This window comes from Granulicella sp. WH15, assembly GCF_009914315.1.
GTDB lineage: Bacteria > Acidobacteriota > Terriglobia > Terriglobales > Acidobacteriaceae > Edaphobacter.
This window is the reverse complement of the sequence record NZ_CP042596.1, coordinates 395047-418654: the sequence shown is the minus strand read 5'-3', so window position 1 is coordinate 418654 and position 23608 is coordinate 395047. Positions and strand designations below refer to the sequence as shown.

General features: G+C 56.2%; 13 protein-coding genes, 2 tRNA genes, 3 rRNA genes and 1 pseudogene. 10 read left to right on the top strand and 9 right to left on the bottom strand.

Annotated elements, in window-relative coordinates; genetic code table 11:
* Nucleotides 1–149: 149 nt before the first annotated feature.
* On the bottom strand, nt 150–1040 hold the full coding sequence (locus FTO74_RS19625; RefSeq protein ID WP_255462604.1) for an ATP-binding protein: 891 nt from the start codon (nt 1038–1040) through the stop codon (nt 150–152).
* Between the two features lie 207 nt (nt 1041–1247).
* Nucleotides 1248–1586: pseudogene (locus FTO74_RS19620) on the bottom strand (DUF4118 domain-containing protein); the annotation flags it as partial.
* A gap of 11 nt (nt 1587–1597) precedes the next feature.
* Here FTO74_RS19620 and FTO74_RS01825 point away from each other — a divergent pair.
* From FTO74_RS01825 to kdpC, 6 genes are all read left to right on the top strand, one after another.
* Nucleotides 1598–2749 (top strand): histidine kinase, encoded by a 1152-nt coding sequence (locus FTO74_RS01825; RefSeq protein ID WP_162536614.1) that lies wholly within the window; start codon nt 1598–1600, stop codon nt 2747–2749.
* Nucleotides 2709–4409 (top strand): ATP-binding protein, encoded by a 1701-nt coding sequence (locus FTO74_RS01820; RefSeq protein WP_162536613.1) that lies wholly within the window; start codon nt 2709–2711, stop codon nt 4407–4409. The genes FTO74_RS01825 and FTO74_RS01820 overlap by 41 nt, the downstream gene beginning before the upstream one ends.
* Complete coding sequence (locus FTO74_RS01815) at nt 4402–5124, top strand: response regulator transcription factor (RefSeq protein ID WP_162536612.1); 723 nt, start codon at nt 4402–4404, stop codon at nt 5122–5124. The genes FTO74_RS01820 and FTO74_RS01815 overlap by 8 nt, the downstream gene beginning before the upstream one ends.
* A 379-nt stretch (nt 5125–5503) precedes the next feature.
* Nucleotides 5504–7291, top strand: a complete 1788-nt coding sequence (gene kdpA / locus FTO74_RS01805) for a potassium-transporting ATPase subunit KdpA (RefSeq protein WP_162536611.1) — start codon at nt 5504–5506, stop codon at nt 7289–7291.
* 10 nt (nt 7292–7301) lie between these two features.
* Nucleotides 7302–9341: a potassium-transporting ATPase subunit KdpB gene (gene kdpB / locus FTO74_RS01800; protein ID WP_162536610.1), complete on the top strand. Its 2040-nt coding sequence runs from the start codon at nt 7302–7304 to the stop codon at nt 9339–9341.
* A gap of 9 nt (nt 9342–9350) precedes the next feature.
* Nucleotides 9351–9917 carry a potassium-transporting ATPase subunit KdpC gene (kdpC, locus tag FTO74_RS01795; protein ID WP_162536609.1) on the top strand — a complete coding sequence of 189 codons (567 nt, stop codon included), beginning with the start codon at nt 9351–9353 and terminating at the stop codon, nt 9915–9917.
* Between the two features lie 5 nt (nt 9918–9922).
* Here the strand turns inward: kdpC and FTO74_RS01790 are convergent, their stop codons facing one another.
* A complete protein-coding gene (locus FTO74_RS01790; RefSeq protein WP_162536608.1) occupies nt 9923–11365 on the bottom strand; it encodes a M20/M25/M40 family metallo-hydrolase in 1443 nt (480 codons plus the stop codon).
* Nucleotides 11366–11583: 218 nt separating this feature from the next.
* Nucleotides 11584–12348: an aquaporin Z gene (aqpZ, locus tag FTO74_RS01785; RefSeq protein WP_162536607.1), complete on the bottom strand. Its 765-nt coding sequence runs from the start codon at nt 12346–12348 to the stop codon at nt 11584–11586.
* A gap of 302 nt (nt 12349–12650) precedes the next feature.
* Between aqpZ and FTO74_RS01780 the strand changes: the two genes are divergently transcribed.
* The 4 genes from FTO74_RS01780 to FTO74_RS01765 are packed head-to-tail and all read left to right on the top strand — an operon-like array spanning nt 12651 to nt 17077.
* Nucleotides 12651–13271: a sigma-70 family RNA polymerase sigma factor gene (locus FTO74_RS01780; protein ID WP_255462446.1), complete on the top strand. Its 621-nt coding sequence runs from the start codon at nt 12651–12653 to the stop codon at nt 13269–13271.
* A 9-nt stretch (nt 13272–13280) separates the two neighbouring features.
* The gene (locus tag FTO74_RS01775) at nt 13281–14183 is read left to right on the top strand and encodes a zf-HC2 domain-containing protein (protein WP_162536605.1); all 903 of its coding nucleotides are present in this window, start codon (nt 13281–13283) and stop codon (nt 14181–14183) included.
* Nucleotides 14184–14185: 2 nt separating this feature from the next.
* A complete protein-coding gene (locus FTO74_RS01770) occupies nt 14186–15436 on the top strand; it encodes a hypothetical protein (RefSeq protein WP_162536604.1) in 1251 nt (416 codons plus the stop codon).
* Entirely contained in the window at nt 15437–17077 is a 1641-nt protein-coding gene (locus FTO74_RS01765) for a DUF4097 family beta strand repeat-containing protein (protein ID WP_162536603.1), read from the top strand.
* A gap of 729 nt (nt 17078–17806) precedes the next feature.
* Here FTO74_RS01765 and rrf read toward each other — a convergent pair.
* The 5 genes from rrf to FTO74_RS01740 form a co-directional block, all read right to left on the bottom strand.
* Nucleotides 17807–17923 (bottom strand): 5S ribosomal RNA (rrf, locus tag FTO74_RS01760).
* A 170-nt stretch (nt 17924–18093) separates the two neighbouring features.
* Nucleotides 18094–21025: ribosomal RNA gene (locus FTO74_RS01755) — 23S ribosomal RNA — on the bottom strand.
* Between the two features lie 395 nt (nt 21026–21420).
* Nucleotides 21421–21496, bottom strand: a tRNA-Ala gene (locus FTO74_RS01750).
* Nucleotides 21497–21530: 34 nt separating this feature from the next.
* Nucleotides 21531–21607: transfer RNA gene (locus tag FTO74_RS01745), tRNA-Ile, on the bottom strand.
* A gap of 328 nt (nt 21608–21935) precedes the next feature.
* Nucleotides 21936–23435, bottom strand: a 16S ribosomal RNA gene (locus FTO74_RS01740).
* The 16S, 23S and 5S rRNA genes sit together here with 2 tRNA genes alongside, the layout of an rRNA operon.
* Nucleotides 23436–23608 lie beyond the last annotated feature (173 nt).

Genomic DNA, 23608 nt, shown 5'->3' with positions numbered 1-23608 from the left:
GTACTCCTAATCCTGCAAACAGAGTACTAGAGTACTACGGGCAGGGGCCCAGTTTTATCATGCGTTTAGGATGCGGCCCGGCAACGCTCCATAACAACGCTCGAAGCAGCGGTTTATAAGGGTCGCGTGGCCTCTCGTCAATCTGTAAATTAATCTGGAATCGGCAGCAGGAAGGTGAAGACCGAGCCTTCGCCAAGCTGACTGGTCACCGCGATGCTGCCTCCGTGCGCCTCGACGATAGCACGGGAGATGGCCAGCCCCATGCCGCTACCCAGGCTCTCCGCCGCACGATTGCGGGCCCGGTATAGCTTGTTGAAGACCAGCACCTGCTCCGAGGGGTCGATGCCGATGCCGCGGTCGGCGACGCTGCAGGCTACGAACCGTCCACTAAGCTCGGCGCTGATGAAGATCGGCTTGCCGGCGTCGGAGTACTTCGCGGCATTCTCCAGAAGATGGCTCACGACCTTTTCGATACGTACGCGATCGAGGATAAGAGTCGGCAGCGAGGGAGCCGTGCGAACGACGATCTCGCGGCCGGAGAGCCTCTCGCGCGTGGAGGCCACGGCGGAGGAGATGATGGCCTCGATCCTGCTCGGTGCGAGTGTCATGTTGGTTTGTTGGGAGTCGAGCTGAGCGATCTCAATCGCCTCCGTGATCAAACGATTCAGGCGATCGCTCTCCTGGTCGATCACGGTCAGGAGCGTATGCTCCTCGGCCCTCGGGGTCGCAGAGGCCAATAGCGTTACGACAGAGCATTTGATCGAGGTCAGCGGCGTGCGCAGCTCGTGCGTGATCGAATCCAGAATCGCTGAGCGGAACCGCTCGCTCTCCTGTGTTGCCGCGGAGTGAGCCACCTCATCAACGGCACTCGCTCGATCCAGCGAAACGGAGATCAAACTGCCGATGGCCTCGAGCGTCTGCAAGGAAAGAGTAACTCCACGCAGGATAAGTACTCCCGTGGGTCTTACTCCGGTTCTAAGTGGGACGATACCCTCACCCGAGTTAGTCGAGACGCCCGGCGCATTGGATAGCTCCTGCAACTCCATTATGTTGGAAGACGCAGGCCAGTCTAAGCTCGAGTGATAGATACGGTCGCCATCAAGTAGAAAGAAAAGAACCGACTTCGCCCCTGTCGCTCGAGTTACAGCTTGAGGAATCGTGTTGGTCAAGAGAGTTACTTCATCTGTCTGCAAAAGAGCCCGACTCAAGCTGTATAGCATCTCAAGCTCGGTCTGACGATGACGGGCCTGCTCCGACTCCGACCTGATTCGATCTGACAGACGACTGGCAAATACCGATGCAACGAGAAATACGACAAGAGTAAGCAGGTTCTGCGGATCGGAGACTACAAAGGTACCTATAGGCGGGAGAAAGAAGAAGTTATAACATCCGGTAGCTGCCACAGAAGTAATAATTGCGAAGCGCAGGCCCCAGGTCGCCGCGATAAAAAAGATCAACATCAGCAGAGTAAGTGCAACTGTCGTCTGATTGGCATGTATTACCAGGCGATAGAAGGCTACAATTCCCGCAAGAGAAGCTGAGAGGCCTAACCAGCGGACGATGGAGATAAACCGTTTTGAGTTCACGGACAGATCCTTTGAATAACCGAGCAGGAGAAGAGCGGCGAAAGAGGCCGGAGGAGTGGCTCGCGTCCGCGGAGGCCGATCAGAAAAGGCGCGGCAGGTTCAAGATATTCCTCGGCTATGCTCCCGGAGTAGGCAAGACCTTCAGCATGTTGAGCGAAGGCATACGGCGCGCGGGGCGTGGTGAAGATGTCGTCATCGGGATCGTCGAAACTCATGGTCGTAGCGGCACCTCCGAGGTTGCGGCCAAGCTCGAGCACGTGCCGCGTAGACAGCTCGACTACAAAGGAACCCTCTTCTCGGAGATGGACGTCGATGCGATTCTCGCTCGACAGCCAGAGGTCGCGCTGATCGATGAACTGGCCCACACCAACGTCGAAGGAAGCCGTTTTCAGAAGCGCTACGAGGATATCTTCGCGCTGCTCGAAAGTAAGATCGACGTGCTGACCACCGTCAATATTCAACATATCGAGAGCCTTACGCCCCGCGTCCAGGCGCTTACCGGCATCACGGTAAGAGAGGCTGTTCCCGATTGGGTTCTGGACCGTGCCGACGAGATCGTCATCAGCGACCTGACCCCCGAAGCCCTTGCGACCCGTATGCGGCGCGGCGATATCTATCCTATGGAGCGCGTCGAACGAGCCCTCTCCAACTTCTTCCGCAGAGGCAACCTGATCGCCCTGCGTGAGATGGCGCTGCAACGAGTCACGCGCGCCGTCGACCGCACCCTGGACGATTACGTGAAGCAAAAGCACCTCGGCTCCCACTGGACGGTCGCGGAAAAAGTTGCGGTGTGCATCAGCGCCAGCCCGTCCGCACGCGATCTGATCGCGCGTGGTGCGCGACTTTCGAAAGGCATGGATGCTGAGTTCTTTGTCTTGCATCTGGATACGGACCGGGACCGCGAAGCCGATGCGGCACGCAACCTCGAGGACAACTTTCAGTTCGCAAGAAATCTTGGAGCCAGGGTGGTGCAGTTGCAGGGCTCGAGCGTAGCGGCGGCAACCGCGGAGTTTGCGCTGACCAATCGCATTACGCAGGCGATCTTCGGACGGTCGGCGCTCACGGGAATGAAGAAATATCTCTACTTCAATGCGATCCTGCAGTTTGCCACAGCAGCCCCTCATGTCGACCTGCACATTATCACTCAAGAAGCTCCGCAGTAAGAGCCAGCCGACTTATCGCTTCATCCATATTTTCCCAGATAAAGACCTTGGCAGCTTTCATCAAACATCCATCAAAACCCATAAGGAAGACATAAAGATGTCACTATTTTCTATCTTTTATGTAAGTGGGTTTTATCTTGACCGAAAGATTATTAAGTGGCCTGAAAGCTCTATGAGCATCGAGGAAAGCGGAATAAAATCGAACACGATGCTATCGATCAAACGCACTCGTGCGATGCGTACTGTCCTGCTCGCCATGAGTGTCACGGCTGCCTCTGCTATCGCGGCGGCAGCATTTTTTCTGCACTTCAATCTATCGACGGCCGGATCGTTAGAGCTACTTCTGGTAGTTCTGATCTCGCTGCGATATGGATTCCTTGAAGCGACCGTTGCCTCCTTAGTCTCGGCCGTTTGTCTGAACTATCTATTTACAGCACCACTCTTTAAGTTATCTGTCTCAGACCCGGAAAACTGGATATCGCTGGCAGTCTTTGAAGCCACCTCCATCCTGGTAAGCCGCCTGTCCTCACAGGCTCGCATGCATGCGGCCGAGGTTGAAGTAGAGCGCAGCCGCAACGCAAAGCTCTACGAGCTCAGCCGCGCAATCCTTCTTATCGACAGCAAGAACCCCACTGGACCACAGCTCTCAGAGTTGATCCGTGAGTTGATCGAGGTAGATGAAGTCGACCTCTGGGCTGTATACGATAGTCATCCGACATTGGCTACAGAATCGACGCCCGCAAAGAGCGGCTCTGCCCATCAGGCATACCTGTTCGGAGAAGATCGTGACGAAGCATCCCTCGGAACCTCGACACGGATCTTGCGAACGGGAACAACACCAATCGGAGCCATGATCCTGCGCGGCTGGAGAGATGAACCCGAACTGGCCGATGCAGTTGCATCCTTGATCGCCGTCGCACTCGAGAGAGCACGAGCCATGCAGAAAGAGAGCCGCGCCGAAGCGGAGCGCAACACCGAACAGCTTCGCACCGCCGTTCTGGATGGGCTTGCGCACGGATTCAAAACGCCGTTGACGGCCATTCAAACAGCAAGCTCCGGCCTGCTTGCCATGCAGCAGATGACAGAGACACAGACCGAATTGATCTCTATCATCGACGATCAGGCGACGGTCCTCAACCATCTCACCACGCGTCTGCTACAGACCGCCGCCCTTGAAGCAAAAGAGGTACGGCTTCGACGCACAACTGTCTCAGTCAATGCTCTGCTGCACGAGCTAGTGGAAGATCAGGATGAGATAACAAGAGGTCGAGTAAGGGTCTCCGTAAGAGAGAGCCTCGAGCCTATCAGCGTTGATGCACAACTCTTGAAACTCGCACTGATGCAGCTTGTCGACAACGCCGCGAAGTATGCCACCGTTGGCCCGATGATTGATATCGACGCAATACAAACAGGCGAAGAGACACTGATTACCGTGTCTAACGAAGGCTTACCCATTCTTCCAGACGAGCGCGAGCGCATCTTCCAACGCTTTTACCGGGGACTCGACTCAGCACACAGACCAACGGGGACAGGGTTGGGATTATCAATCGTGCGAAAGATTGCGGAGGCGCACGGCGGCCGCGCGTGGGTAGATTCCGAAGGTGGAACAACGCATTTTTCCTTGGCAATCCCGAGGTTGAAAGGAACAAGAAATGGATAGCACACACGGAACCGTCCTTCTCGTTGAGGATGATGCATCGATTCGTCGCGGATTACGCGCAACACTATCGGCGCTTGGCTTCAAGATCGGCGAGGCCACTACTGGCGAAGAGGCGCTGACCCTGCTGCGCGTGGTCAACTACGACGCAGTACTGATGGACCTGAACATGCCCGGGATGGGCGGCGTAGAGGCCTGCCGGAGAGTTAGAAGAGAGTTTCCCCAGATGTCCATCATCGTAGTTACTGTGCGGGATAGCGAGGAGGATAAGATCGAGGCGCTCGACGCGGGAGCCGACGACTATGTTACGAAACCCTTTCGCATTGGAGAGCTTGCGGCTCGTATCCGAGCCGCCGTTCGCCGCCGTCATACGCCGCATCACTCTTCCGAGGAGGAGATTCACATTGGCATCTTCGAGCTTTATCCTGCGAGACGAGTTGTAAAAAAGCGCGGACAAGAAGTTCGACTTACGCCGACTGAGTTCGACTTATTGGCATATCTCATGAGCCATGCCGGACATCCCATTTTGCACTCCAAGCTACTCAGCTCCGTCTGGGGTGCTGAATACGGCGACGAAAGAGAGTATCTACGCACCTTCATCTTGCAGCTTCGCAGAAAACTCGAAGATGACCCCTCTCATCCGCAGTACTTAAAGACGGTCAACTATCTCGGATATGTCTTCTTCGATCCTTCGCAAGACGCACCAGTCGTGCTCTAAACTGTAGCGATGCGCGAATAGAGTTTTATCCAGAAACTCTTGGTCCAGGGCAGCGATGCTGCCCTTTAGCGGCATTGTGTCTCCACTCCTTATGCCTTCCTGATGCCTCACGTCACACCATTGCAGAGGCTCTTGAACTGCTCTTAACAGAGACACGAGACCGGGAGCAATCGTTATGTGGGATCTCGGATGTATTGCCGCCAGCGCGGCCTTCTTTGCCCTAACAATCGCTTATACAACTGGCTGCGAACGGCTTACGACGAAAGTGGGTAAGTAGATGATCGAATCGATTCTTCTTGGCCTGGTAACGTCCGGACTTCTTGCCTATCTCGTCTATGCACTCCTGCAGCCAGAAAAGTTTTAATAGGACACCCCTGACATGACCGCGAACGGCTGGTTACAAGTTTTTCTTTTCTTCGGGCTGGTGCTCATCAGCGCAAAGCCTATGGGACTTTATATGGTCCGGGTATTTGAGCGTCGACGCACTTACGTCGATATCGTCTTCAGACCGATCGAGCAACTTATCTATAAGCTGACTGGCATCGATGAGAACCACGAGATGCGCTGGACGGAATACTCCATCGCGATGCTTCTCTTCAGCCTGGTCAGCCTGCTTGTCACCTATGGAATCGAGCGTCTGCAGCATCTTTTGCCGCTCAATCCACAGCATCTTCCGGGTGTGGCTGCCGATCTTGCATGGAATACAGCCGTTTCGTTTACAACAAATACGAATTGGCAATCCTATGTACCAGAAGCGACGATGAGTTATCTCACCCAGATGCTCACGCTTGCATATCATAACTTCTTCTCCGCAGCCGTTGGCATGGCACTGGCGGTCGCACTCCTGCGCGGCATCTCGCGTCGCGAGTCAAAGACGCTCGGCAACTTCTGGGTCGATACCACCCGTGCATCCCTGTGGATACTGTTGCCTGGATGCCTCATCTATTCCCTTCTTCTCGTCTCTCAGGGGGTCGTGCAGAACTTCCGTCCCTACGAGCAAGCTACGCTGCTTCAGCCTTTGTCCGTAGCTACAACATCTGCCGACGGCAAGATAACCACGCAAACAGTTACGACGCAAACTATCGCACAAGGTCCCGTCGCCTCGCAGGAAGCAATCAAGATGTTGGGGACCAATGGCGGCGGGTTTTTTAATGCCAACAGTGCGCACCCATTTGAAAACCCGACATCCTTCTCCAACCTCTTGCAGATCTTCTCAATCTTTCTCATTCCTGCCGGCTTCACAGTGACTCTTGGGCAGATGACAAAGTCCCCCGCACATGGTTGGGCTGTCTTTTCGGCAATGGCCGTGCTCTTTTTTATCGGCATCTTTGTCGCATACTACGCCGAGGCGCAACCGAACCCATTGCTCCATACTGCAGCCATGCATGTTGATCAGCGCACATCCGCTCTTCAACCCGGCGGCAATATGGAAGGGAAAGAAGTACGCTTTGGCATAGCCAACTCGGCGCTCTTCGCAACCGTAACGACAGATGCGAGCTGCGGTGCGGTAAACGCGATGCACGACTCCTTCATGCCGCTTGGCGGCCTGGTTCCGCTCGTCAATATTATGCTGGGCGAGGTAATTTTCGGAGGCGTGGGAGCGGGCCTATATGGCATGTTGATCTTCGTTATACTTGCGGTCTTTATTGCTGGGTTGATGGTGGGCCGTACTCCTGAATATCTCGGGAAGAAGATCGAATCGTACGACGTCAAGATGGCAATGCTGTATACGCTTATATTTCCACTATCTATTTTGGGATTCTCTGCTGCCGCACTTATGATGCCCAAACTTGGGCTTAGTGCGCTTGCAAATGCTGGTCCGCATGGTCTTTCTGAGATCCTCTACGCCTACACCTCGGCGACAGGGAATAATGGCTCAGCCTTTGCCGGACTTAGTGCGAATACTCATTGGTATAACTTGTCGCTTGCTACCGCGATGCTGATTGGGCGCTTTCTAATGGTTATTCCAGTGCTGGCAATCGCTGGCAATCTTGCGCAGAAGAAGCTGATTCCTCCATCTCCTGGGACATTTCCGGTCAACACTCCCCTCTTTACAGTGCTATTGATCGGCACCATTGTGATTGTGGGCGCACTTACTTTCTTTCCGGCCGTTTCGCTTGGCCCCATTCTTGAGCATCTGCTCCTTCACGCCGGGAAGACTTACTAAAGGAGCCATCATGGCAAACACACGCAAGCGTTCTCTCTGGGATACAAAGATCGTCAGTCATGCACTCAGCGATGCCTTCGCCAAGCTGCATCCTCGCGTGATGATGAAAAATCCAGTTATGTTTGTCGTCGAAATAGGCAGTGTCATTACGACGATTTATATGATTCAAGATGTAATTCTCAGACATCACACGCTGCGCTTCGATCTTCAGATTACGTTATGGCTTTGGTTCACCGTGCTTTTTGCCAACTTCGCGGAGGCTATGGCCGAAGGACGCGGCAAAGCCCAGGCTGATGCGTTGCGAAAGGCAAAGTCGGACACGATTGCCATTCGCTTGAAAGCTGATGGCGGCACAGAAGAAGTTCCCAGTCTCAACCTTAGGTCTGGAGATATTTGCCTTATCGTTGCCGGATCTATGATTCCCGGCGATGGTGAGATCATAGAAGGCGTCGCGTCGGTCGATGAGTCTGCGATTACCGGCGAGTCGGCTCCTGTGATTCGTGAAGCTGGTGGAGATCGCTCCGCAGTTACGGGAGGCACACGTGTACTCTCCGATCAGATCAAGGTTCGGATTACTTCTAATCCGGGAGAAACATTCCTTGATCGAATGATCGCTCTTGTGGAAGGTGCGGAACGTCAGAAGACCCCGAATGAGATTGCACTTAATATTCTTCTCGCTGGTCTCACAATTATCTTTCTTCTGGCTGTAGTTACTTTGCAACCTATCGCGATTTATTCCACTGCGCCACAATCTATCTTCGTTTTGATCTCACTGCTGGTATGCCTTATCCCTACGACGATCGGCGGTCTTCTCTCAGCGATTGGCATTGCAGGCATGGATCGGCTGGTGCAGTACAACGTTCTCGCGATGTCAGGCCGTGCCGTTGAAGCAGCGGGGGATGTCAATACTCTCCTGCTGGATAAGACCGGCACCATCACTCTGGGCAATCGTCAGGCATCGGAGTTTATTCCCGCTCCGGGAGTAAGCAAGGACCAGTTAGCCGATGCGGCCCAGCTCTCTTCTCTGCCCGATGAAACCCCCGAGGGACGCAGTATTGTCGTTCTCGCTAAGGAGCTTTATGGCCTACGTGGGCGTGACCTCAAAGACTTGCAGGCGGAGTTCGTTCCCTTCTCTGCCACCACTCGCATGTCTGGGGTGGATATGGAAGGTCGTATTATTCGTAAAGGTTCAACCGATGCCATCGCTCGATTTATCCAGGAGAAGGGCGGGTCTTTTCCGGATCAGGTACGCATTGACGTGGAGACCATTGCACGCTCTGGTGGCACTCCCCTGGTCGTCGCAGAGAACGGCAAGGCGCTCGGGGTTATCCACCTTAAAGATGTGGTCAAAGGTGGCATGAAGGAGAGGTTCGCCCAGCTACGTACCATGGGCATTCGAACCATCATGATTACCGGCGATAATCCGTTGACCGCGGCGGCTATTGCGCGTGAGGCTGGCGTGGATGACTTTCTCGCCGAGGCCAAGCCGAAGGACAAGATGGATCTGATTCGTCGCGAGCAGGCCGAAGGCAAGCTTGTCGCGATGACGGGCGATGGAACCAACGACGCGCCTGCGCTGGCTCAAGCAGACGTAGGCGTGGCGATGAACACGGGAACACAAGCTGCCAAGGAAGCCGGCAACATGGTGGACCTGGACTCGAACCCTACCAAGTTGATTGAGATTGTGGAGATCGGCAAGCAGTTATTGATGACGCGCGGAGCACTCACAACCTTCTCTATCTCGAACGACGTTGCGAAGTACTTCGCCATCATTCCTGCGATGTTTGCTGTTGCGTTTCCCGTTCTTGGGACGCTCAACATCATGCACCTCAAGACGCCAGAATCGGCTATCTTATCCGCGGTCATCTTTAATGCACTGATAATCGTTGGCCTTATTCCGCTTGCGCTACGTGGCGTTGGTTATAAGGCAATGTCCGCGGAGGCGCTTCTGCGGCGTAACTTACTTATCTATGGAGTCGGCGGCTTAGTCGCTCCTTTTCTTGGCATTAAGCTCATTGACATGCTCATCACCGCCATTCATCTGGCATAAGGGTCTTCCATGCGTCGCACTCTCATTACCGCTGTTCTCTTTACATTAGTCACAACCGTTATCTTTGGCCTCGCCTATCCTCTGCTTGTTACCGGCCTGGCGCAGTTGTTCTTCAAAGATAAGGCGAATGGGCAACTTATAAAAAAAGATGGAGTGCTAGTAGGATCACGATTGATCGGCCAGCCATTCTCATCACCCAAGTACTTCCACTCACGTCCGTCAGCAGCGGGCAGCGGCTATGATGCTGCTAACTCGGGTGGCTCGAATCTTGGGCCTACTAATCAGAAGCTGATCGATCGCATGAAGCAGGATGCAGCTGTAGCCGAGATGGATCATCCGGGCAGCGATGTTCCTATCGATCTCGTCACCACGTCTGCATCGGGACTCGATCCGGATATTACACCGGCTGGTGCGGAGTACCAGGTGGCTCGCATTGCGCGGGAGCGTGGGCTTACTCCGGATGCGGTACATCGCCTGGTGCTCAAACATACGGAGCCCCGCCAGTTTGGAGTTCTTGGCGAGGCTCACGTAAATGTACTCGAATTAAATCTGGAATTAGATCAACTCACGAAGTAACTGAGTTACTCGCCTGCACCCTTCTGCCCGGTAAGATGGCCCGGCATATCGGCTAGCACGTAAGTCATTACGGCAAGCGAGGCGATGTTCTTGCGGAAGTCCTCCGGATTGACCTTGTCGAGAGTATCGGCTTCGGTGTGGTGCCAGTCGAAGTAGTGAGCGCCGGTGGTGGACTCACCCAGCCCCGGAACCCCCTCGCCCATCAGCGGCGAGATATCCGATCCGCCTCCTCCCACGCGGATTTTATCCGCACCGATAGGCTGCAGAAGAGACGCGATCTGCTGGAGCATCGCCATCGAGGCCTGCTGGTCGGCATTCAACACCGGCGCTGCCGGGGCGGTGCCGCCGGGAACAGCGCGGCGTGGACCGTTGGCCACTCCATAGCCATAGCCGATGGGAGCCTCCGCGCCGCCGTCCATCTCGATAGCGGCCACTTGGTGGGCAAGGTCACTCTCCACCAGCTTCAGGTAGGCCTTGCCGCCCGCGCCGCCGTTCTCTTCGTTCACCCAGAAGACCACGCGGATAGTGCGCTTCGGCTTCAGCCCACTGCGCTTGATGATGTTGACGGCCTCAAGCGTGGCCATAATGCCGGAGCCGTCGTCCTGCGCGCCCTGGCCCACGTCCCATGAGTCGATATGACCCCCGATGACGACAACCTCCTCGGGATGCTCGGAGCCGACGATATCTCCCATCACGTTGCCAGCCTGCACCTCAGGTTCAAGGTGCCCCTGCATCTCCAGATGAACCGTCGGCACAGTGCCTTCGGACTGCAAACGTGCGAGCAGCAGGGCGTCCTCGAGAGAGATGGCTGCGGCGGGAATCTTGGGCTGTTTCTCATCGTAGGAGGTGGTTCCGGTGTGGGGAAGCTGCACAGCGAGCGGCGTGATTGCGCGCACGAGCACAGCCACCGCTCCCAGAGCCGCCGCGCGCGAAGGCCCGGCGGTACGGTACATCACGGTCTGGCCGTAGCCGACGTAGGGCGCGTTGAAGACGACGATCTTGCCCTCTACCCCAGCGCGGCCGAGTTTATCGAGCGCGGCAAAGTCCGGCACGACGACAACCGGAGCGGTGATGCCGCCGGGAGGCGTGGCGACCGACATCCCCAGGCCCAACATGTGCAGGGGCTTGGTCACCGGGGTGAAGATGGCTCCCGACTCCTGCCCGCGCACCCAGTGCGGCACCATGACGGGCTGAACCCGAACGTTGGCGAGGCCGTCTTTGCGCATGGTCTCGGCAGCCCAGTTGATGGCACGGGTGAGCGGCTCAGAGCCGGAGATGCGTTTACCGATGTGGTCGCAGAGATAGGCTAGGTTCGCATAGCCCTCGGTGTCGGCGAGCGAGTCGGAGATGAGTTTGGTGGCGGCGGGCTGGTAGGTAGCGGTCAGGTTGGGCGTCTGTGCGGCGGCGGCCACTGAGACAAGCAGTAGCGATGCGGCAAGATGGGGCATACGGATCAAAGGGTAGTCTCCTAGCTGGCACTTCGTGCAGTTCTCGGGGCAGTATGGGGTAAATAATCAGCATGGGGCCTTCCGCTGGTCGGCAGCAAGCATATTTTTATTCCCGGCCAATGGAAGAACCACGCGAAGCAGTAAAAAGACATGCAAATAAAACGCGGCCTCCCTAATCAATAGAGAGACCGCGTTTCATCGAGGCGATCGTGTTCCGATCAGTTGCCAGCCGAGGTGCCAGGCAGCGAGTCGAACTCCGGCTTGGCGATGACGACGTTCTTCGTCACATCCTCGGGCTCGGCGAAGAATATCTGGTAGATGACCCCAGCGATGATGGCTCCGAGGATCGGAGCAACCCAGAAGAGCCACAACTGGCTAAGCGCGCCGGTCTGAGCAAAAAACGCGACGCCGGTGCTGCGGGCCGGGTTGACCGACGTATTGGTGACCGGGATGCTGATGAGGTGGATCAGCGTCAGGCCCAGGCCGATGGCGATGGGAGCAAAACCCTTGGGGGCGCGCACGTCGGTCGAGCCCAAAATGATGAGCAGGAAGAACATCGTCAACACCACCTCTGCGATGAAGCAGGCCACCAGCGAGTAGCCGCCCGGCGAGTTGACCCCGTATCCATTCGAGGCAAAGCCACCCACCACGAAGCCCGGCTTTCCCGTGGCGATCAGGTAGAGAACACCGCTGCCCGCAATAGCGCCGATGACCTGCGCGACGATGTACGGGATCAGCTCGGAGGCGGGAAACCGCTTACCCACAACCAGTCCGACCGAGACCGCCGGATTCAGATGGCAGCCCGAGATGTGGCCGATGGCGAAGGCCATGGTCAGCACAGTCAGTCCGAAGGCAAGAGCCACGCCGGCGAACCCAATGCCGAGTGCGGGAAACGCAGCAGCAAGCACCGCACTGCCGCAGCCACCGAAGACGAGCCAGAATGTGCCGAAGAATTCGGCGGCGAGACGTTTGCTAAGGACCATTGTGTTCCTCCTGAACTCCTATGATGCCTATAACTTCCATTGCGAAATGGATCGTTGCGGCACTAAGTTCCGTGGGCAACAAAACATCTCCCCGACGGGCAATTTTAGCGCGTATTGGGAGCAGGACCGCATGAAATTCGCAGGTAAAAAGGCCACGGAACCGTGACGCACGTACCTGCGTATAGAGGTCCATGGGCGTTTTCAGCTTGGCAGTTCCATTTCGGGAGGCAACTGGCGGCAGAAAGGCGCGAAGCGAAGGAGATAGTACACTTCTGCCATCCGGTAGATCCCCCGAGGCCAGGTTGCAGCGGACACCCGAACAACAAGCCGAGCAGGATGCTTATGGGTTGCTGGTTCGCCAGTGCATCGCAGGAGACCAGCGCGCATGGCACCAGATGGTCACCGGACAGCACCGCCGCATCTATGCCATCTGCTACCGGTTCACTGGCTCGGCCGACGACGCCGAAGACCTGACTCAGGATATATTTCTGAAGGTCTACCGCAACCTGCGCAGCTTCGACCAGGCCAAGGGCAGCTTTCAGACGTGGATCACCACGCTGGCCCGGAACATGCTGGTCGATCACTTTCGCCGCAGCAAGCTGGAGCGGGCGACCGACTCCATGGACATCAGCCTGAGCGGCGAGGACGACGGCCCGACGCTGGCCGAGCGGCTGCCCGACACCGGGCCCGGCCAGGAGCAACATGTCGCCGGGTTGCAGTTGAAGGCGACCATCCAGCAGGCGCTGGCGCAGCTCTCGCCCGAGCTGCGCGAGGCGGTGATTCTAAGGGATTTAGAGGATATGGATTATAAAGAGATCGCCCTCATTCTCAAGATCCCCGAAGGCACCGTCAAAAGCCGAATAAGTAGAGGGCGTGCGGAACTAGGAAGAATGTTGCAACGTATAGAAGGGAAGGTGATGTAGATGGCGAAGATGATCCAATTCGAGGGCAATGAACGGCAAGACCCGAAGGCCCCGGGATGCATCGAGTGCGAGGCCAGCCTGACCGATGCGCTGGACGGCGTTCTGAGCCCGGCCGAGCAGGCCCGGTTCGACGCGCACATCGCCAGCTGCGCGACCTGCAGCCAGATGTTGAGCGAAGCCCAGCGCGGCGCGGCGTGGCTGGAGATGCTGCGCACGCCGCGGCCGGAGCCCTCCGCGGCCTTATTGGAAAAAATCCTGGCCCAGACCAGCGGCGCTCCTTTAGGCCAAACCGACGACAGCGCGGAGTGGGTCGCCCCCGTGTGGACCGAGTACAACCTCCCCCTTATGCAGCCGGTTCCGGTGCTGGCAAGCGGAGGCAACGTCCTTCCCTTCCGCCAGCGGATCACCGGCAACAGCCGCTGGCAAAGTCTGCGCTTCCACCTGTTGCAGCCGCGCCTGGCCATGACCGCCGCGATGGCGTTCTTCTCAGTTGCCCTGACCCTGAGCCTCACCGGCGTCAAGCTGAACCAGTTGAGCGCCAGCAATCTAAGCCCATCCGGGCTGCGGCGCGGTTTCTACGATGCCCGCGCCAGTGCCGCCCGCTACTACGGCAACCTGAAGGTCGTCTACGTGCTGGAGTCGCGGCTTGAGGATATCCGCCGCAGCCGCGAGGATGACGAATCGGCTCGTCCGTACCAAGGAGAGGGCCAAAGCACGCCAGAAGAACATCGCCAGACGGCGCCCGAGAAACAGCCCGAGAAACGGTCAGCCCCCGACCACGGCACCAGCCGCCGCGAGCCCCTCCGGGGGGTCGAACCGCCTGCCCGTTTTATGCCCATTTCGGGAGATGTTCCTGACTCCTCCCCCTCTCTCTCCACAGCCGAGTACCACCTCAACACGGAAGGAGAGTAGCCATGATCGACGAGACCCAAGCAGCCAATCAGGATCGGGTCGGCTTCTGCCAGAACTGCGGCAAGCCCCTGAATAAAGAGACGATCCGCGTCGTCGGGACGGCCGTGTACTGCGAGCCTTGCCTGGCAGCCAAGCTGGGTGCGCCCCCCCCCTACGCCGCCGGATCAGGCCAGAACTACGGTTACAATCCAGTGGACCCCGGAGTGCCGCCAGGAGCCACGACCCCGCTGATCTCCGGCACGCCCAATCCCGCCCTGGCCGCGCTGCTGGGGCTTATCCCCGGCGTCGGCGCCATGTACAACGAGCAGTATGCCAAGGGAATCGTTCACCTGGTAATCTTCGCCGTGCTGGTTAGCCTCTCGCACACCGCCGACATCCTCGGCCTTCTGGTGGCGGGCTGGATCTTCTATATGGCCATCGAAGCCCATCACACGGCTCGGGCTCGCCGGGACGGCACTCCCTTGCCGAACCCATTCGGCTTCAATGACATAGGCGAGAGACTTGGCTTTGGAAAAAGCTGGCCCCAGCCCCCCGCTCCACAGCAGCCCGGACAAACTCCTCCTGCCGCCGCCCCGACGAACGAGCCTACCCGCGCCAGTTGGGGAGCACCGACGGAGAACTACCCTCCGCCCTCCGTTCCTCCGACCCAGCCCTACGGAGCGGCTCAACCCGGCCAGACAGGGCCCTATGGCCAGTCCACCGGCTATGTGCCGAACTACAGCGCCAGCTATGTAACCGGCTACCCGCCCTTCTCCACCCCTATCAACGCGCCGCTCGATATCCCCCCTCCGCGCAGCCGCTTTCCCGTTGGGGCCATATGGCTGATCGCTCTGGGAACCTTCTTCCTGATCGGCAACTCCGGACTCTTTCATGGCCTTCCCCCCACCGCGGTGGTCGGCGTCGGCATGATTGGGCTGAGCATCTGGATCTTCATCCGTAAGATGACTGCGGCCGGAGCAGGCATCGAGGACGACGGCTCGCCCATGTACCGAGTCCGGGTACTACGGGCGCTGCGCGGATCGGTCTGGGTACTGCTGGTCGGCGTGCTGCTGCTGCTTAACTCCCTGCACTGGATCGAGTGGGAGCGGAGCTGGCCATACTTCATCATCCTGGCGGGCGTTATGGCCGTCCTCGAGAGAACCGCCTACAACGCCGCGGCCGCCGAAGCCTACAGGTATCCTCCGGCCGGATACCCTCCATCCGCTCCCCCGTCGCCCAATCCCCCCGCTCCCCAGCCGGAAGAGAGGCCGTAAATGGCGAGCTATCCCCCACCGTATCCCCCTCCTCCTCCGTATGGGTTCGACCCGCGCCAACAGCGCCGGATGATGAAGGAGCAGGCCCGGGCCCAACGGGATGCCTTCAAGGCACAACGTCAGGCAGTGCGGGATCAGCGTGCGCTCTATCGTCAACAAATACGAGGGTTTAGACGCCGCTCCCTGCTGGGCCCTCTGCTCTTGATCGCCATCGGCGTGGCCCTGCTGCTGGTGCGCAACGGCAGGCTCACCGCCACACAGGCGATGAACTACTACAGCCGCTGGTGGCCAATGCTCTTCGTCGTCGCCGGGGCAGTGCTGCTCCTGGAGTGGGGGTTCGACCAGTTCATGGCCAGCCTGCATCCGGATACTCCACCGGTCGGACGACGCTGTCTCGGCGGCGGAGCTATTTTTTTGTTGGTGGTGCTCTCCATCGGAGGCGTCGTCGGCATGGGCTTGCAAGACCATAAGCAGGATCTGCTCTCCGCATTCGGCGGCGATAGCGACAGCCTGGCGCAGTTTCTTGGAGAAAAGCACGAGTCCGACCAAGCGCTCGACCAGACCATCTCCCCCGGCACCAGCCTCTTGATCGACAATCCGCACGGCGATGTAACCGTGAACGGCGGCAGTCAGGACGGGCTGGTCCACATCTCGGCACACAAGGAGATTTACACCAGCTCCGACACCGAGGCCGACCGTAGGAACCAGCAACTTACCCCCCAGATCACCAATGGCGGTGGACAGATGACGGTGATCGTCCCCAGCTTCGACGGCGCGACCGCCGACCTGACCATTACCCTGCCCGATGCGACCGCGACCACCATCACCGCCAACCACGGCGACATCCGCGTCACCGGCTTGAAAGCCCCGGTCAACGTAACGGCCAACCACGGCGATATTGAGCTCTCCACCATCACGGGCGATGCCACGGCTCGCATCAACCACAGCGATTCCTCTTTCTCCGCCCACAACATCACCGGCGGCGTCTCGCTCAAGGGCCATGTACAGGACCTGAACCTCACCGCCATCAGCGGGCAGGTCTCCCTGGAGGGAGATTTCTACGGAACCACCCACCTCGAGCAGGTCCAAGGAGCGCTCCGCTTCCATACCAGCCGCACCGATCTCCAACTCGCCCGCCTCGATGGCGAGGCAGAGATCAGCTCGGATGCAAGCCTAAGCGTCGACCGTGCCGCCGGGCCGACCCTGCTGACGACCCGCAACCGGAATATCACACTGGACCACATGGCCGGCGACGTGACAGTCACAAACAGCAATGGCTCCGTCGACGTAACCAGCGCACCGCCGTTGGGAGATGTGAAGATCGAGAATCGACACGGCTCAGTAAATTTAACCCTCCCCGATCACCTGGGCTTTACAGTCGATGCCGAAACGACGGACGGCTCACTGCAAAATGAGTTTGGGCTCCCCGTGAACGAGGCGGGACACCAGTCAAGCCTGACCGGCACGGTCGGCAAGGGAGGCCCCAGGATTAAGATCACGAGCAGCCACGGGGATATCGACCTGCGCAAGGCCCTAATTGCCCCACTTCCTCCCCACCACCACCTCAGCCCCCAACTCCTCCAGTCGTCAAAGCACCAGTCCCTCCTACGACTCCCCCGCACGAGCCCTCCCGGAAAGTAACCATTACCCCACAGGGCGTCACAGTCGAAGTCAAATAAGAAATTGTATCTCCCAGATAGATAAAGACTTGGCAATACCTTCGAGATCTCCCATTCCCTCATTGGTCTTTGCCTGTTTACTTGTTTGTCCTGCAGGAGCTGGGCCTAGGAACCTGCTTCTGTCTTTGCTTGTTCCCTTGTCATTGCCGCTGCTTTTGCCTTTATTGCTTCTTCTGCAGTTGTCATTGTTTCTGGGGCAGGTCCGGGCCATAGCCGGATATCAAAACTCACCATCAATGCGGGCCTTAGCCCTCGAGGAATGCTTTCCTCACCCCGGCCACAAATCCAGGGGTCTCATGTCTCGTCTCTGAGAGACGTTTTTGGACGATGTGCAACCACCTTCTAGTTCACAAAATGGCCTTATGCCACAGGGTCCGACCACCGAGACTACATTACCCCTGCATCTTTGCAATGGTAGTTCGGAAGCCAGGTGAGCGTCGGCAATCAAGGGACAATCAGGGAGCAGCCTTTGGGATAGCAATCAGGTTTACAACGAAAGCGGTTCCGCTCAAGCAAGGGATCTCAACATCGAGCCGGGTCTCCGGCCTCCTAGACGATCCACCTTGGATCTTGCCCCGAAGACCACAGAGCAAGGTTCTCAGATCCGAGTATGGTATGCGGCCACATCACAAAAAACGAATTGTAAACGCAAGAAAGCCCACCCGGTTAGGGGTGGGCCTCTTCGATAATATGCCGGCGATCACCTAATCTCCCACACACTTACGCGTGCAGTACCATCGGCCCAACGAGGCTTAACTTCCGTGTTCGGGATGGGAACGGGTGTGACCCTCGCGGTAAACTCACCGGCAAACTTGAGAACATCGCTCTTAGCGATCTTCCACAACTGAATAGATTGGGATTAGACGTCTTACGTTGTTGCGTAGTTTCTTCCAAAAGATATAACTACAAAGCTTGTATTGAGTTTCCTCAGAACAATGGACTGAATCGTTAGATTCATCACTGCGCAGAGTAAATTCTATGGACAAGCCGAACGGGCGATTAGTACTGGTAAGCTACACGCATTACTGCGCTTCAACCTCCAGCCTATCAACCAGGTGGTCTTCCTGGGCCCTTCATTACCCTTTTGGGTTGGGAGATCTCATCTTAGAGCGTGCTTCCCGCTTATATGCATTCAGCGGTTATCACAACCGAACTTCGCTACCCAGCCGTGCCCTTGGCAGGACAACTGGAACACAAGAGGTTCGTCCATCCCGGTCCTCTCGTACTAAGGACAGCCCTCTTCAAATCTCCTACGCCCACAGCAGATAGAGACCGAACTGTCTCGCGACGTTCTGAACCCAGCTCACGTACCACTTTAATAGGCGAACAGCCTAACCCTTGGAACCTTCTACAGCTCCAGGATGTGATGAGCCGACATCGAGGTGCCAAACCGAAGCGTCGATATGAACTCTTGGCTTCGATCAGCCTGTTATCCCCGGCGTACCTTTTATCCGTTGAGCGATGGCCCTTCCATACAGAACCACCGGATCACTAAGGCCTGCTTTCGCATCTGCTCGACTTGTAGGTCTCGCAGTTAACCACACTTATGCCTTTGCACTCGACGGCCGATTTCCAAACGGCCTGAGTGTAGCTTCGCGCGCCTCCGTTACAATTTAGGAGGCGACCGCCCCAGTCAAACTACCCGTCTTACTATGTCCCTCTCCCCGATCAGGGGAGCAGGTTAGAATCACAACAATCGCAGGGTGGTATCTCACCGTTGGCTCCACCAAACCCAAAAGTCTGGTATCAAAGCCTCCCACCTATCCTGCGCAGCAATTGCCGTAACTCATAGTAAAAGTATAGTAAAGGTGCACGGGGTCTTTTCGTCTAGCTGCGGGTAACCGGCATCTTCACCGGTACTACAAGTTCGCCGAGCAACTCGTTAAGACAGTCGAACGATCGTTACTCCATTCGTGCAGGTCGGAACTTACCCGACAAGGAATTTCGCTACCTTAGGACCGTTATTGTTACGGCCGCCGTTCACCGGGGCTTCAATTCAAAGCTTCGCCTTGCGGCTAACCTCTCCTTTTAACCTTCCGGCACCGGGCAGGAGTCAGCCCCTATACGTCGTTTTTGACTTTGCAGAGACCTGTGTTTTTGTTAAACAGTCGCCGTTCGCGTTTCACTGCGGCCCACCAGAGGTGGGCGACCCTTCTCCCGAAGTTACGGGTCTAATTTGCCGAGTTCCTTAACAAGCTTTCACTCGAGCGCCTTTGGATATTCTCCTCGTCTACCTGTGTCGGTTTGTGGTACGGTTCCCAATCTCTCTCCTTAGAGGTTTTTCTTGGCACCATGAAATCAGCTGCTTTCAGCCATACGGCTTACTGCTTTACGCCTCACTGTTAAGACCAGACGGATTTGCCTATCTGATCCAGCTTACGCGTATCGAACCCCATAGCCATAGGAGGTCCAGCTTATCCTTATGCGTCACCCCATCGTGATAACGAAAAATCGGGAGTTCCGGAATATTAACCGGACATCCATCGTCTACGCCTTTCGGCCTCGACTTAGGGACCGACTAACCCTGAGCGGATTAACCTTCCTCAGGAAACCTTAGACTTTCGGCGTGAAGGGTTCTCACCTTCATTATCGCTACTTATGCCGGCAGGGTCTCTTCTCTAATGTCCACGTATCTTCCCAGTTACGCTTCATCCACGAGAGAATGCTCTCCTACCACGTCATTTCTGACATCCGCAGCTTCGGTATACAGTTTTAGCCCCGTTGTATTGTCGGCACCGGACCCCTTGACCAGTGAGCTATTACGCTTTCTTTAAAGGATGGCTGCTTCTAAGCCAACCTCCTGGCTGTCTGAGGGTTCCGACTTCCTTTCCCACTTAACTGTAATTTTGGGACCTTAGCTGGCGGTCTGGACTGTTTTCCTCTCGACTGTGAAGCTTAGCCCCCACAGTCTGACTGCCGTACTGGTTGTGATCGGCATTCGAAGTTTGGTTGGATTCAGTAAGCCGGAAAGCCCCCTAGTCCATCCATGTCTCTACCACCGATCCAAATCATACGACGCTAGCCCTAAAGCTATTTCGGAGAGAACGAGCTATCACGGAATTTGATTAGCCTTTCACCCCTACCCTCAGCTCATCCGAGCTTTTTTCAACAAACACCGGTTCGGTCCTCCAGTGAGTGTTACCTCACCTTCAACCTGGCCAAGGGTAGATCATCCCGCTTCGCGTCTATTCCTGCCAACTTAACGCCCTATTCAGACTCGCTTTCGCTGCGGCTCGCTCACGCTTAACCTTGCTGACAAGAATAACTAGCCGGCTCATTATGCAATAGGCACGCGGTCAGACATTCCCTTACGGGCATAGTCCTCCCACTGCTTGTAGGCACACGGTTTCAGGTACTTTTCACTCCCCTCAATGGGGTGCTTTTCGCCTTTCCCTCACGGTACTGGTTCACTATCGGTCAGAAACGAGTATTTAGCCTTACGGGATGGTCCCCGTGGATTCAAGCAGGGTTTCTCGTGCCCCGCCTTACTCAGGTACCTGCTTCGAGTCTGGATCGCTTTCGCCTACGCGTCTGTCACGCTCTTTGGATCCCCTTTCCAGAGGATTCAGCTAGCAACCAGATTGGTAACTCTACTGTTGCAGGCCCTACAACCCCCGATACACCTTGATGCAACGGGTTTGGGCTGTTCCGATTTCGCTCGCCACTACTCTCGGAATCGAGGTTTCTTTCTTCTCCTGGAGGTACTGAGATGGTTCACTTCCCTCCGTTCGCTTGTTCCAACCTATGTATTCAGTTGGACATACCTGGGTTTTGCCCAGGTGGGTTTCCCCATTCGGAAATCTCCGGATCAACGCCTGTGTGCGGCTCCCCGAAGCTTATCGCAGCTTGCCACGTCCTTCATCGCCTGTTTCTGCCAAGGCATCCACCGTGCGCCCTTAGTAGCTTGACCATAGAATTTACTCGCACGCAGCAGTGAAACAACCACTACATCGTTTGCAAGAATCGTAGTCTCTGTGTGTGTTGTCTCTTTCGAGACGTCCATTATTCGCCGGTACAGCAGACATAAGCCAAATGTTATGACTTACTCCCTGTACGAATATTCTAAAGACACTCAATAACTGACAGCTTCCTTCAGTATCAACCTGAAGGCGTGCTGCTCAGCCTTGTAGTTATATTTACCCAATCTATTCAGTTGTCAAAAATCGTAGAGCAGATCGCATTGCTGCGTCACTGCTTTATCGCGCCCTTAGGCGGCTTGAGCTTCCGCTCAAGGTTCAACCTCGGATTTGGCCGTGGTTCAACCTCAAGCAGATTGCTTGATTCGTTGCCTCTTCGAGATGGTAATGGTGGAGCTGACCGGGATCGAACCGATGACATCCTGCTTGCAAAGCAGGCGCTCTCCCAACTGAGCTACAGCCCCATCGCTATCCAGTATATCTGATAGTTAAGATAAATGGTGGGCCTGGGTAGATTCGAACTACCGACCTCACCCTTATCAGGGGTGCGCTCTAACCAACTGAGCTACAGGCCCGGCTGCCCATCGGGATTCAACTCCCCGCTGGATCGGCTTGCTCTGTCGTCGGTCTTCATTTTACTGCAGACCGACATTTGAGCTCTCTCGAAAGGTTTCGAGGACACAGTTGAACATGCAGAGCGGCTACGCCGCTCGGGACCATCGTTGTTGACCTAAGATCCGAAGATCAAGTGCGAAAAAGAGAAGGTTTAGTTCAGGCTCATCTGGATTTGCCGAAGCTTATCCAGATGGTACTCGGCAACGTCACTCTAACTCGGGTGATCGTGAGATCAGAGCCGTCTGCGTTCGCAGATCGTTTTGAGTGTGCCGAGACGTTCTCTCTTAGAAAGGAGGTGATCCAGCCGCAGGTTCTCCTACGGCTACCTTGTTACGACTTCACCCCAATCATGAATTACACCTTGGGCGGCTGCTCCCTTGCGGTTAGCGCACCGACTTCTAGTGCAACCCACTTTCGTGATGTGACGGGCGGTGTGTACAAGGCCCGGGAACGTATTCACCGTGGCATGCTGATCCACGATTACTAGCGATTCCAGCTTCATGGAGTCGAGTTGCAGACTCCAATCCGAACTGAGGCCGGCTTTTTCCGATTAGCTCACCCTCGCGGGGTTGCAGCGGTTTGTACCGGCCATTGTAGCACGTGTGTAGCCCTGGACATAAAGGCCATGAGGACTTGACGTCATCCCCACCTTCCTCCCCGTTATCCGAGGCGGTTTCGTCAGAGTGCTCAACTAAATGGTAGCAACTGAAGATAAGGGTTGCGCTCGTTGCGGGACTTAACCCAACATCTCACGACACGAGCTGACGACAGCCATGCAGCACCTATATAGCGGTCTATTGCTAGACGCCGACGTTTCTGCCGGATTCCACTACATTTCGAGCCCAGGTAAGGTTCTTCGCGTTGCGTCGAATTAAACCACATGCTCCACCGCTTGTGCGGGCCCCCGTCAATTCCTTTGAGTTTCAGCCTTGCGACCGTACTCCCCAGGCGGATTGCTTATCGCGTTAGCTTCGGCACGGCAGGATTGGGTACCTGCCACACCAAGCAATCATCGTTTAGGGCTAGGACTACCAGGGTATCTAATCCTGTTTGCTCCCCTAGCTTTCGTGCATCAGCGTCAGTTATTGTCCAGTGAGCCGCTTTCGCCACAGGTGTTCCTTCCGATATCTACGCATTTCACCGCTACACCGGAAATTCCACTCACCTCTCCAATACTCAAGCCCGGTAGTTTCTCGTGCAGGCTATGGGTTGAGCCCATAGATTTCACACGAGACTTGCCAAACCGCCTACGCACCCTTTACGCCCAATAAATCCGAACAACGCTTGCCCCCCTCGTATTACCGCGGCTGCTGGCACGAAGTTAGCCGGGGCTTCTTCTATGGGTACCGTCATAATCTTCCCCATCGAAAGGAGTTTACGTACCAAGATACTTCATCCTCCACGCGGCGTTGCTGCGTCAGGGTTTCCCCCATTGCGCAAAATTCCCCACTGCTGCCTCCCGTAGGAGTCTGGACCGTGTTTCAGTTCCAGTGTGTCCGTGCGCCCTCTCAGGCCGGATACCGATCATCGCCTTGGTGGGCCATTACCCCGCCAACTAGCTAATCGGCCGCGAACTCCTCTCCAAGCGCATTACTGCTTTGACTCGTAAGTGTTATGCGGTATTAGCCCAGATTTCTCTAGGTTATTCCCCACTCGGAGGTAGATAATTCACGTGTTACTCACCCGTGCGCCACTTTACTCAGGGCCGAAGCCCCTTTCTCGTGCGACTTGCATGTGTTAGGCACGCCGCCAGCGTTGATTCTGAGCCAGGATCAAACTCTCGTTTAATCTTGGTTTGCATGCCATCCAGCGACAGGGGTCGGGATGGTTATCATGCGCCCCCGAACTCGAAAGTTCCGGAGGTTTATAACTAGTGAGAATGACTAAACCAGATTTCGCATCATCTCACGACTGGCATGTTCAACTATGTTGTCAAAGATCCTGACTCATCTCGCCTAAGC